At 73.2% G+C, this 12,705-nt stretch carries 7 protein-coding genes; 5 read left to right on the top strand and 2 right to left on the bottom strand.

What is annotated here, in order from left to right:
• Window positions 1-42 precede the first annotated feature (42 nt).
• From DDJ31_RS03425 to DDJ31_RS03435, 3 genes are all read left to right on the top strand, one after another.
• The gene (locus DDJ31_RS03425; RefSeq protein WP_127181778.1) at window positions 43-1,881 is read left to right on the top strand and encodes a glycoside hydrolase family 15 protein; all 1,839 of its coding nucleotides are present in this window, start codon (window positions 43-45) and stop codon (window positions 1,879-1,881) included.
• Between the two features lie 55 nt (window positions 1,882-1,936).
• A complete protein-coding gene (locus DDJ31_RS03430; protein WP_127181777.1) occupies window positions 1,937-3,451 on the top strand; it encodes an amidohydrolase in 1,515 nt (504 codons plus the stop codon).
• Window positions 3,452-3,695: 244 nt separating this feature from the next.
• Window positions 3,696-5,546: an isochorismatase family protein gene (locus tag DDJ31_RS03435; protein ID WP_127181776.1), complete on the top strand. Its 1,851-nt coding sequence runs from the start codon at window positions 3,696-3,698 to the stop codon at window positions 5,544-5,546.
• Between the two features lie 31 nt (window positions 5,547-5,577).
• On the opposite strand, the gene DDJ31_RS03440 is transcribed toward DDJ31_RS03435, so the two are convergent.
• Window positions 5,578-6,903, bottom strand: a complete 1,326-nt coding sequence (locus DDJ31_RS03440; protein ID WP_127181775.1) for a lysine N(6)-hydroxylase/L-ornithine N(5)-oxygenase family protein — start codon at window positions 6,901-6,903, stop codon at window positions 5,578-5,580.
• Window positions 6,904-6,986: 83 nt separating this feature from the next.
• On the opposite strand from DDJ31_RS03440, the gene DDJ31_RS03445 reads away from it, so the two are divergent.
• Entirely contained in the window at window positions 6,987-7,940 is a 954-nt protein-coding gene (locus tag DDJ31_RS03445) for a methionyl-tRNA formyltransferase (protein ID WP_127181774.1), read from the top strand.
• A gap of 184 nt (window positions 7,941-8,124) precedes the next feature.
• Entirely contained in the window at window positions 8,125-9,141 is a 1,017-nt protein-coding gene (locus DDJ31_RS03450; RefSeq protein WP_127181773.1) for an iron-siderophore ABC transporter substrate-binding protein, read from the top strand.
• Window positions 9,142-9,203: 62 nt separating this feature from the next.
• Here DDJ31_RS03450 and DDJ31_RS03455 read toward each other — a convergent pair whose 3' ends face one another.
• Window positions 9,204-12,668 carry a non-ribosomal peptide synthetase gene (locus tag DDJ31_RS03455; RefSeq protein WP_206280739.1) on the bottom strand — a complete coding sequence of 1,155 codons (3,465 nt, stop codon included), beginning with the start codon at window positions 12,666-12,668 and terminating at the stop codon, window positions 9,204-9,206.
• Window positions 12,669-12,705: the final 37 nt, after the last annotated feature.

The following is a 12,705-nucleotide window of genomic DNA, read 5'->3' on the forward strand; positions in this document are numbered from 1 at the left end:
GCCTAGGCTGGAGCCTGACGCGGGTCGGGCAGGGAGGCTGCGATGGGCGTGGACGCCGGTGACCGGGACGTCTCCGGGGCGGGACCGCGCTATCTGCCCATCTCCGACCACGGGCTGATCGGCGATCTGCGCAGCGTGGCCCTGGTCGGCATGAACGGCACCATCGACTGGTACTGCTGCTCGGCCTTCGACGCGCCCAGCATCTTCGCGGCGATCCTGGACGCGGAGCGCGGCGGCGCCTTCGAGCTGGCGGCGGCGGTGCCCGCGCACACCAAGCAGTTCTACTTCCCCGACACCAACGTCCTGATCACCCGATTCTTCACCGAGGACGGGGTCGGCGAGGTCCAGGACTTCATGCCGGTCGGCGGCGAGGCGGCCGACGCCGAGCGGCACCGGCTGATCCGGCGGGTGGTGTGCGTGCGCGGCACCATCCCCTTCCGGGCCCGCGTCGCCCCCCGCTTCGACTACGGCACCCGGCCGCACACCCTGCGCATGACGGGCGACACCGCGGTCTTCGACGCGGACGGCCTGGCCCTCGCGCTCACCGCGACCGTCCCGCTGAGCGCCGAAGGACCCGACGTGCGGGCCGAGTTCAAGCTCGCGGGCGGCGAGTCGGCGGTGTTCGCGCTGGACCGGCTCGACGCGGGCGTGACACCGCGCGCCTGCCCGCGGGCCGAGGCGGAGGCCCAGTTCGCCACCACCGTCGCCTACTGGCGGAGCTGGCTCTCGGCGTCCACGTACCGGGGCCGCTGGCGGGAGATGGTGCACCGCTCCGCGCTCACCCTCAAGCTGCTCACCTACGCGCCCACCGGGGCGATCGTGGCCGCGCCGACCACCAGCCTGCCCGAGCAGGTCGGCGGCGAGCGCAACTGGGACTACCGGTACCTGTGGGTGCGCGACGCGGCGTTCTGCGTCTACGCGCTGCTGCGGCTCGGATTCAGCGGCGAGGCCGAGGCGTTCATGAAGTTCGTGACCCGGCACATCAGCCCGGGTGACGGCAAGCAGTCGGGCCCCTTGCAGATCATGTACGGCATCGACGGCCGCACCGAGCTGCCCGAGACCGAACTCGCCCATCTGGAGGGCCACCTGGGCTCGGCCCCGGTGCGGATCGGCAACGCCGCCGCCGACCAGCTCCAACTGGACATCTACGGCGCCCTGATCGACTCGATCTACCTCTACGACAAATGGGCCGAGCCGATCTCCAGCGGCCAGTGGGACGACGTCTGCGCGCTGGTCGACTGGGTGTGCGCGCACTGGGACCAGCCGGACGAGGGCATCTGGGAGACCCGGGGCGGGCGCAAGAACTTCCTGTACTCGCGGCTGATGTGCTGGGTGGCGATCGAGCGGGCCGTCAGGATGGCCAACCGGCGTGGCCTGCCCGCCGATCTGAACCGCTGGAGCGGCTGCCGTGACGCGGTCTACCGGCGGATCATGTCGCACGGCTGGTCGCCGACCAGGCAGGCGTTCGTGCAGTACGAGGGCGGCGACGTGCTCGACGCGTCGGTCCTGATGATGCCGATGACGAAGTTCATCGCGCCCACCGACCCCAAGTGGCTCTCCACGCTCGACGCCCTCACCGAGGAACTCGTCTCCGACTCGCTGGTCTACCGCTACGACCCGGTGGCGAGCCCCGACGGGCTGCGCGGCGCCGAAGGCACCTTCTCCATCTGCTCGTTCTGGTACGTCGAGGCGATGGTGCTCTCCGGCCGGGTCGACGAGGCGCGGCTCGCGTTCGAGAAGATGCTCACCTACGCCAACCATCTCGGCCTGTACGCCGAGGAGATCAGCCGCACCGGTGAGCAACAGGGCAACTTCCCGCAGGCGTTCACCCATCTCGCGCTGATCAGCGCGGCCTTCCATCTGGATCGGGCCCTGGGCTGAGCCGTCGGGCGCGTAGCCTCGCACGAGGACCACGACGCTCACGACTGGAGCCGCCATGACGGGCCTCGACGGCACGCCCTCCCCCGCGACGGACGCCCCGCACACCCCCTTCACCCTGGCCGGGGTGCGGCTCGGCCCCGCGGGCCCGCTGGGCGCCCTGCGGATCGCGGACGGCCGGATAGCCGCCGTCTCGGACACCGGCGACGGCGACCTCGGCGGGCCCGTGCTCGACCTGGCGGGGCGCACCGTGCTGCCGGGGCTCTGGGACGCGCATGTGCACATGGCGCAGTGGGCCGGGAACCGGCGGCGGGTGGACGTCTCGGGGCTGGGGTCCGCGCGGGCGGTGGCCGAGGCGCTGCGCCCGCACGCCGGGGAGCAGTCCTCGGGCGAGGTGCTGCTCGGGCAGGGGTTCAGGGACGGACTGTGGCCCGACGCGCCCGACAAGGCGCTGCTCGACGCGGTCTGCCCCGCCCGGCCGGTCGCGCTGATCAGCGCCGATCTGCACGCGGTCTGGCTGAACTCGGCCGGGCTCGCGCTGGTCGGCAGGTCAGGGCATCCGACGGGGCTGCTGCGCGAGCACGAGTGCTTCGAGGTGATGCGGACGCTGCCCGAGGTGCCCGCCGACGTCCTGGACGGCTGGGTGGCCGAGGCGGCGCGGGACGCCGCGGCACGCGGGGTCACCGGGATCATCGACTTCCACTTCTCCGACAACCTCGCCGACTGGAGCCGTCGCGCCGCGGCGGCGCCGCTGGACCTGCGAGTGCGGGCCGCCGTCTATCCGTCGCGCCTCGACGCGGCCGTGGCGCGCGGGCTGCGCACCGGCGACGTGCTGCCGGGGACCGGCGGTCTGGTCCGGATGGGCCCGCTGAAGCTGTTCACGGACGGGTCCCTCAACACCCGCACCGCCCTGTGCTGCGAGCCCTATCCCGGACTGGAGGACACCGCGCAGGCGTACGGCGTCGAGGAGACGTCCTTGGACGAATTGGTGCGGCTGATGCGGCGGGCCGCCGCGCACGGCATCGAGCCCGCGGTGCACGCGATCGGGGACCGCGCGAACACGCTCGCCCTGGACGCGTTCGCGGCGGTGGGCTGCCGTGGCCGGATCGAGCACGCCCAGTTGCTCACCGCCGGGGACGTGCCGCGGTTCGCGGAGCTGGGGGTGACGGCCGGGGTGCAGCCGGCCCACGCGATCGACGACCGCGATGTGGCGGACCGGCACTGGGCGGGGCGCACCGGGCGTGCCTTCGCGTACGGTGATCTGCTCGCCGCCGGTGCCACCCTGGAGTTCGGCTCGGACGCGCCCGTCGCGCCGCTCGACCCGTGGGTGGGGATCGCGGCGGCGGTGCACAGGACCGGCGACGACCGGCCCGCTTGGCACCCCGAGCAGCGGGTGCCGGTGCGCTCCGCGCTGGCCGCGTCGGCGTGCGGCCGGTCGCTGATCCGGGTGGGCGACCCGGCGGACCTGGTGGTCGTCGACGTCGATCCGTCGGCCGCCGACGCGGGCACGCTCCGCGCGATGCCGGTGCACGGCACGCTCCTGGCCGGCCGGTGGACCCACGGACCGGGCTGACGGGCGCACCGCGCGGCCGGGCGGGCGGGCGGGCGGGCGGGGGCGATCTCACGTGTGCTGTCCCGATCTCATGTTTGCCGTCCGGATCTTCCGTTTCCCTGGAGGCGATAAGCATGCTTAGGTGAGGCTAACCTAAGCAGCACGCCCGACCGGGAGGCCGTGCCGTGGACGAGTCGTGCCACTCGCCGCCCTCGCGCCACCGGCCCCCGTGCTCCCCGGGCCATGAACGCGAGGGGACCCCACTGTGAGCACCGACGCATCCCGGCACACCACGCTCGACGGCCTGTTCCGTGCGCGCGCCGAGTCGCACCCCGAACGGATCGCGCTCGTCGACGCCGCCGCCGAGCGGCGCGCCGTGAGCTGGGGCGAGCTGGCCGAGCGGGTCGAGGTCCGCGCGGCCGAACTGGCCGCCGAACGGGTAGGCGGCCACCGGGTGGTCGTCCGGCTCCCGGGCTCCGCCGCGCTGTTCGAGGAGGTCCTCGCGCTCGGGCGGAGCGGCGCGGTGCCGGTGGTGGTGCCGCCGGGGGTGCCCGAACCGGTGGCCCGCTCGGTGCGCCGCTTCACCCGCGCCACCGGACCGTGCGACGACGGCGGCCTCGCCCTGCTCCAGTACGCGGGCGACGGGGTGGGGGCGCCCCGCCTGGTACCGCTCGACCAGGCGGGACTGACCCGCGCGGTGCGGGACCGGGCCGATGTCCTCGGCGTCGACGAGGACACCGTCCATCTCGTCGTCAGACCCGAACTAACCGTCGGGGTACCGGGGTTGCTCGACTGGCTGGCGGTGCTGTGCGCGGGCGGCCGGCTGGTCCTGGGCGGCGGGGACGACCCGGACGACGCGTTCGGGATCGTCGCGGCCGAGCGGGTGACGCACACCGCGCTGACCGCGCCGCCCACCGCCCGGTGGACCGCGGCGGCGGCCGTCACCGCCCACGACCTCACCGCGCTGCGGACCCTGGTGGTGAGCGGCGGCGGCCTCCCCGAGCCGGTGGCGCGGCGGGTGCTGCCCGCGCTCGGCTGCGCGCTGCGGCAGGTCTTCGGCACCGCCGAGGGGCTGATCGCCCGCACCCGGCGGGAGGACGGCACGGAGGCGGCCCTGACCGGGCGGACCCGGGCCGTCTCCGCCGACCACGAGCTGCGGGTCGTCGACCACCGGGACCGGGACGTCCCACCGGGCGCCGAGGGGCAGTTGCTCAGCCGCGGCCCCGACACGGTCCCCCGCTACTGGCGCTCCCCCGAGCACGACACCCGGCACTTCACGACCGACGGCTTCCACCGCACCGGGGCGGTCGCGAGGACGACGGACACCGGCCACCTGGTCGTCGTCCGGGGTCCTGAGCCGGCGGGCGGCCCGGCCGAGGCCGCCCGGGTGGTCCGCCGGCTCCCCGCGCCGCGCGGCCGGGCCACCCGGCCGCACCGTCCAGAAGGGCAGACCGAGATGCCGCCTCCGATGTTCCCGTACGTCATGCCCGCCCCCGCGATGCTGCCCGCCGACCGGACGGGGTGGACCCTCGACGCCGGCCGGGCCGCGCTGGTGGTCCTCAATCTGCAGAACCGGTTCGTGCGCGCCCTCGCACAGGAGGCCGCGCCGGTCGACGAACTCCTCGCCAACGCCTGCCGGTTGATCGACCGCGCGCGGGCCGCCGGGGTGCCGGTCATCCACTCGGTGCCGGCCGGGGTGCGGCGGGCCGGCGGGCGCGGTCCGGTGCCGTACGCCCGGCTTCTGGCCCCCTCGGCGGGCGAGGACGCCGAGGCGTTCGTGGCGCGGGTGGAGCCGCTGGCCGGCGACACCGTGCTCACGGCCCGCAAGTACAGCGCCTTCGCGCGGACCCGACTGGACGGCCGGTTACGGGAGTTGGAGCGCGACCAGGTGGTCGTCGTCGGGCTGCACGCCCGCGCGGGCGTGCTGATGACGGCCGCCGACGCCTGGGTGCGGGACCTGGAGGCGTTCGTGGTCGCCGACGCGGTGGCCGACGTGACGGCCGGCCATCACGAGTTCACGCTGGAGTGGGTGGCGGACACCTGCGGCGCGGTGACCGCGACGGACCGGGTGGCGGCGGCGTTCGACGCCGACCGGGCGGCGGCCGAGGCGGTCTGACGGGCCGCCACCCGCTCCAGGCGGCGCGTGGTCAGACGGCGGCCACGCGCCGGGACACCAGCGACCGGTGGATCTCGCCGGCCCGGATCGCGGTCGTCGACAGCAGCGACGAGGTCAGCCCGTGGGTGTGCTCGGTGCTGCCCTGGAGGTAGATCCCCGCGGTCACGTCGGGAGCGGTCTCCACCCGGTGGTCGCGGCTGACCCGCAGCGCGTCCCCGTCGTCGCGCAGACACACCTTGGCGGCCTCGCCGAGCAGCGTGCCGAGGTCGCGCGGCCGGTATCCGGTCGCGTGCACCAGCACGTCGGCGTCGAGGACCTGCTGCTCGCCGGTGGGCAGGAACTCGACGGCGATGCCCAGCGATCCGTCCGGGCGCCCCGCGACGTCCCTGATCCGGGAGACGTTGAGGAACCGCAGCCGCTCCCGGCCCGCGACCTTCTCCTGGTAGGCGGTGGCGTACAGGGCCTCGATCAACTCCATGTCGACGACCGAGTAGTTGGTGGAGCGGTGGTAGTCGAAGAGGGACTGCTTCACCTCGGAGGGCGCCCCGAAGTAGACGTCCACCGCCTCCGGGTCGAAGATCCGGTTGGCGAACGGGCTGTCGTCGGCAGGGGTGTAGCCGTACTTGGCGAACACCGCGCAGACCTCCGCGTCCGGGAAGGAGCGGTGCAGATAGTCGACGGTCTCCGCGGCGCTCTGCCCGGCGCCCAGGACGACCGCCCGGCGCACCGGGGCGCCGGAGGCGGTGAGTTCGGCGACCTTCGGCAGTAACTGGCTGTTGTGCCAGACACGTTCGGTGAGGTCGACGCCGGGCGGCACATGGGGTTCGAGGCCGACGGCCACGCTGATGTCGCGGGCCCGGTAGGTCACCGTCCGTCCTGGGCGTCCCGGGTCGCGGCAGACGACGTCGAAGTGGGCGATGGCACCGGAGTCGTCGCGCACCGGGTCGACGGCGGTCACCACGTGGTCGTAGGCGGTGAGGTGGCCGACGCGTTCGGCGGCCCACTCGAAGTACTCGTGGAACTCGACACGCAGCGGGAACAGCGTCTTCTGGTTCAGGAAGTCGATCAGCCGCCCGCGTTCACGCAGGAAGCACAGGAAGCTGAAGTCGCTGGCCGGATCGCGCAGGGTCACCAGGTCCTTCAGGAACGACACCTGCATGGTGGCGTCGTCGATCAGCATGCCCCGGTGCCAGCCGAAGCTCGACTGGCGTTCGAGAAAGAGGGCATTGAGTCGTTCGTCCGGTGGAAGCCGCGCGTTGTGCTCGTCGATCGCGATGGCCAGCGCCAGATTTGACGGTCCGAAACCTATTCCGAGGACGTCGTAGGTGGTGTCAGTTCCCTTGAGCGGTGACTTCACCGTGGCATCGCCTCCCTCAGGCAGCCACATGTTAGATAAGGTTAGCCTTACCTTGCAATGGAGCAGCCGGAGGGGAGAACCGCATGCGCGTCGCCATGTTCGGCTATCAGACCTGGGGCCATCGCACACTCCAGGCCCTGCTGGACTCGGACCACGAGGTCGTCCTCGTCGTCACGCACCCGAGGAGCGACCACGCCTACGAGAAGATCTGGGACGACAGCGTCGCCGAACTCGCCGAGAAGAACGACGTTCCCGTCCTCCTGCGCAACCGCCCCGACGACCCCGAACTCCTGGCCGCGCTACGGGAGTCGGCGCCGGACCTCATCGTCGCCAACAACTGGCGCACCTGGCTGCCGCCCGAGCTGTTCGACCTGCCCCCGCACGGCACGCTCAACATCCATGACTCACTGCTGCCGTCGTACGCGGGCTTCTCGCCGATCATCTGGGCGCTCATCAACAACGAGCCGCGGGTCGGGGTGACCGCGCACCGGATGAACGCCGAACTCGACGCCGGGGACATCCTGACGCAGCGCTCGGTGGCGGTGGGCCCGGCCGACACCGCGACCGACCTCTTCCACCGCACGGTCGACCTCATCACGCCGATCGTGCGCGAGTCGCTCGACCTGATCGCCTCCGGCCGGGACGCCGGGCAGTGGCAGCCGCAGGACCGGAGCAGGGCCAGCTTCTTCCACAAGCGGTCCGCCGAGGACAGCCGGATCGACTGGAGCTGGCCGGCGGAGCGTCTCGAACGGCTGGTGCGGGCCCAGTCGGACCCGTATCCGAACGCGTACGCCTTCCACCGGGGCGAGCGCCTCAGGATCGTGGCAGCCGGGGTCTCCGAGGGGCTGTACGGCGGCACTCCGGGCCGGATCTTCATCCGCGAGGGCGACGGCGTGGTCGTGGTGGCGGGACCGGAGGCGCACAGCGGCACCGGCCGGGGGCTGCTGGTCAGGCGGGTGCGCACCGAGGACGGTACCGAGCTGGCCGCCGCGGACTACTTCAGGACGATGGGCGGCTATCTCACGTCCCGCCCCTGAGCGAGACCGTGCCGATGGGGCGCCCCTCTTCCGAGGGGCGCCCAACTCGCCTGCTCTGAGGGGTGGTTGATGTCTCATCAACCACGACGAGGGATCGGAACGCATTGCTAAGGCAAGCCTAACCTTGCTTTACTGTCGGCCACACGCTTCCTCCCCGTACCTGGCGAAAAAGGGATGCACTGCCATGTCGAGACCGCTCCGCACGACCCTTCTCACCGTGACCCTGCTGGCCGGGCTGGCGGCCTGCGGTTCCGTCAAGGACGACTCCGACACCGGCTCCGCTGCCGAGTCCGCGACCACGGGCGGCTCCTCCGCGTTCCCCGTCACCATCACGCACAAGTTCGGTGACACGAAGCTCACTTCGCCGCCGAAGCGGGTCGTGGTGGTCGGCAACGGCGGCACCGACGACGTCGACGCGCTCTACGCCCTCGGCGTCACCCCGATCGCCGTCACCAAGGACTCCCTCAGCTCCCACGGGATCTACCCGTGGCTGAAGGACCGGATCGACACCCGCGAGACGAAGCTGATCGACACCCTGGGCGGCATCGACTTCGAGCAGATCGCCTCCCTCCAGCCCGATCTGATCCTCGCCACCTCGGACTTCACCCTCGACAAGGACTACAAGAAGCTCTCCGCGGTCGCCCCGACCATCGGCTACGCCACCGCCTGGGGCCGGCAGTCCTGGCAGGAGCACGTGCAGGTGGTCGGCAAGGCGGTCGGCAAAAAGGCGCGGGCCGAGAAGCTCATCAAGGACACCGAGGCCGGCATCGCCGCCGTCAGGACCGAGCACGCCGGGCTGGACGGCAGGACCTACAGCCTCTCCATCGGCAACACCCCGGCGAAGATCTACACCATCGCCTCCGAGACGGACTTCGCGGCCAAGCTGATGAGCGAACTCGGCCTCGGCCTGACCCCGTCGGTCAAGAACATCAAGACCGTCAACGGCAGCCCGACCGGCGAACTCTCCTTCGAGCAGCTCGACCGGCTCGACGCGGACCTGGTGGTCATCGCCTTCACCACCAAGGACCTCCAGAAGGCCTTCGAGGCGAGCACGCTGGTGAAGAACATGGCCGCGGTGAAGAAGGGCGACTACGTCGTCACCGACGTGGAGACGATCAGCCAGCTGCGCAGCCCCTCGGTGCTCGGCATCCCCTGGGCGCTGGACAACCTGGAGGCCGGCTTCGCCAAGCTCGACAACTGATCCCCCCACGGGCGACCGGCGGGCGGCGGGGCGCGTGGTGCGCCCCGCCGCCCGCGTGCCGCTCAGCTCCCGCCGAGCGCCGAGTCGACCTCGTCGGCCGACATCGCCTCGATCTCCAGCTGGATGGCGGCGACCTGTTCCAGCCGCCCCGGAGTCTCCTCCTCGGCGGCCAGCCGCTTGGCCATGCCGCCCGCGGTGAGGGTCGCGAACAGCGCCCGCACCGACACCTCGGAGGTGTCGAGCGCCGCACGCAGCCGGCTGACGATCACCGTGGCCAGCACGGAGTCGCCGCCCAGCGCGAAGAACCCGTCGTCGAGCCCCACCCGGTCGACGCCGAGCACCCGCGCCCAGGTGGCGGCCACCACCGTCTCCAACGCCGACCCCGGAGGCCGCTGTTCGGCCTCCTCACAGGGCCGCGCCTCCAACAGCGCGGCGACCGCGCGCCGGTCCAGCTTGCCGTTGGAGGTCAGCGGCAGCTCACGGGCGACGACGACCCGGGAGGGCACCATGTGCGGGGGCAGCACGGTCCGCGCCCACTCACGCACACCGTCCTCGGTGACAGCCTCGGCGGCGACCGCGACGGCCAGTTGGACGCCCCGCGCCCGGGTGAGCCCGGCCACCGCGCGCCGCACCGCGGGGTGCCCGGCGAGAGCCGCCTCCACCTCACCCAACTCGATCCGGAAACCGCGCAGTTTGACCTGGTGGTCACGGCGGCCGAGGAACTCGAGGGTGCCGTCGGGCCAGTACCTGGCCAGGTCCCCGGTGCGGTACCAGCGCACGCCCGCCGCCTCGGTGAACCTCTCGGCGGTGCGCTCCGGATCGCCCCGGTAGCCGAGCGCGACCCCCGCACCGCCGATCCACAGCTCGCCCGGCACCCAGTCGGGGCGGTCCCGGCCGTGGCCGTCGACGACCCGGCAGCGGACCCCGCGCAGCGGGGTGCCGTAGGGCACCGCCCGCCAGTGCGCCGGCACCTGGGCGTCGCGCACCTCGCAGACGGTGGAGTGGATGGCGGTCTCGGTGGTGCCGCCGAGACCGACGAACCGGCAGCCGGGCGCCCGCCTCGCGAGCCGGCCGGGCAGGTCGGTGCCCACCCAGTCACCGCCGAGCAACACCAGGCGCAGCGGCGCGAGTTCGCCCTCTGCTGTGGCGAGGAGCAGCGTGTCGAGCAGCGGGGGCGCGCAGTTGAGGACCGTGACGCGGTGGGCGCGCACCAGGTCGGCCCACTGCCCGGCCTCCCGCCGGTCGGCCTCGTCGACCAGCACGACGGCGCCGCCCGCGCTCAGCAGCCCGAACACGTCGTACACGGAGAGGTCGAAGTCGAGGGCGGAGACGGCGAGGCAGCGGTCGTCCGCGCCCACTCCGTACCGTTCGTCGAGGTCGTCGACGGTGTTCATGGCCGCCCGGTGGGGCACCTCGACGCCCTTGGGCTCGCCGGTGGAGCCGGAGGTGAACAGCACGTAGGCGGGCTGCTCCGGGTCGACCCGCAGGGGTGCGGGCAGCGGTTCGGCGCGCACCGCGTCGGCGACGGCGAGGGCGTCGACGCCGTCGAGGGGGCGACCGTCGGTCAGCGCCAGCCGGAAGCCGGCCGTGCGGCGGATGCGGTCGCGGCGGGCGGCGGGCTGGTCGACGCCGAGCGGGACGTAGGCGGCGCCCGCCGCGAGCACGCCGAGTACGGCCACGATCTGGTCCCGGCCCTTGGGCAGGCTGACCGCGACGGTGTCGCCGGGGCGGGTGCCGCGGGCGACGAGCGCACCGGCCGTGCGCAGCGCCAGCGCCGCCAACTCGCCGTAGCTCAGCGCGCCTTCGTCGCCCCACAGCAGGGCGGGCACGTCCGGCCGCTGGGCCGCGTGGGTGAAGAAGCCCTCGTGCAGCAGCCGTTGAGGGTGCGGGGTGCCGGTGGCGTTGACCGTCGCGCGCCGTGCCGTCTGCGCCTCGGGCAGCAGCGCGGGGACGGGCTGTTCCCACACCGTGTCGTCGGTGCCGAGCCGGGTGACGAGGCCGTGGAAGGCGGCGAACATGGCGTCGACGAGTGTGTCGGGGAACGCGTCCTCGCGGACGTCCCAGTTGACGAGGAGACCGCCGTCGACCTCGGTCACCTGTGCGTCGAGCAGCACCTGCGGGCCCTGCGAGACGATCCAGGCGGGTCGGCCGAAGGACCGGGTGACGCCCGTGTCGAACAGCTCGCCCAGGTTGAGGGCGCTGGTGAACACGACGGGCGCCAGGACCTGTTCACCGTGGTGGCGGGTGAGGTCGCGCAGCACCTCGACGCCCGAGTAGTCGGCGTGCGCCGCGTCGGTGTGCATCCGGTCCTGGAGGCGCCTGGCGTGCTCGGTGAAGGTCGCGCGCTCGGTGAGGTCGACGTCGAGGAGCACGGAGCTGGTGAAGTCGCCCACCAGCAGGTCTACATCGGGGTGGGAGCCCCTGCGGTCGAACATCGGGACGTTCAGCAGGAAGCGCTGCTGTCCGCTCCAGGCCGCGAGCACTTCGGCGAAGGCGGTCGCGACGGCCATGGCGGGGGTGAGCCCGTGCCGGTGGGCGCGGTCCGCGAGCCGCCGCTTCTCCTCGGGCGGCAGCCAGTGGTGGCGCCGGGTGACCCGGGTGGGGTCGGCGCGCTCGGCCTCGGGGACGAGCGGGAGTTCGGGCGCGGTGGGCAGCTCGGGCACCCGCCTCGCCCACCAGTCACGCGACTGCTCCCGGCTCAGGCGCCGCACCTCGCGGCGTTCGGCGAGGTACTCCGGGTAGCTGGTGCGGATCGCGGGCAGCGGTGTCTCGGGGTGGAGGTAGAGCGCGGCGAGGTCGGAGAGGAGCACCCGGTAGCTGAGCGCGTCGGCGGCCAGCATGTCGACGTCGACGTGCAGCCGGGTGGCGCCGCCGGGCAGCAGGGACAGCCGCACCCGGGACACCTCGCCCGCGGCGACGTCGAGGCGGGCGTGCGAGGCGGTGTGCCTGATCTCCTCCAGGCGGGCCGCGGCCGTCGTCGCGTCGAGGTCCCGCAGATCGTGGACGACCGTGGCGGGGTGGCCGGACGCGGGCAGGATCTGCTGTCTGCCGTCGTCGGTGAAGCGGGCGCGGAGCATGCCGTGCCGGGCGACGAGGGCGCGGACTGCGGTGTCCAGACGGTCCGGGTCGACGTCGGCGCCGTCGAACTCGACGTACAGGTGGGCGGCGACGGAGCCGAGGGTGGTGTCGTCGCCGCGGCCGATCCAGTACGCGTGCTGCATGACGGCGAGCGGGAACGGTTCGCCGGGGTCGGCGGTCGGGGGCCGCGGGGCGGGCGGCGGCGGGGGCGCGGGGCTCGCGGCCTCCAGGAGCGCGCGCCAGGCGCGCAGGGTGGGGTCCTTGGCGAGTTCGGCGAAGCTGACGCGGACGCCCTGCTTGCGCCAGCCGCCGGCGATCCTCATCAGGGTGATCGAGTCGAGGCCCCAGGCGATGAGGCTGTCGTCGGCGCCCGGTGGTCCGTCGTCCGCGCGCAGCGCGTCGGTGACCGAGCGCATCAGGTCGTCCGGGGTCGGGGGGTGCTGCGTCACCGGTTCCTCCGCTGCCAGGGGTGGGGTCCTTCAGGGG

This window comes from Streptomyces griseoviridis (assembly GCF_005222485.1).
Lineage (GTDB): Bacteria > Actinomycetota > Actinomycetes > Streptomycetales > Streptomycetaceae > Streptomyces > Streptomyces hintoniae.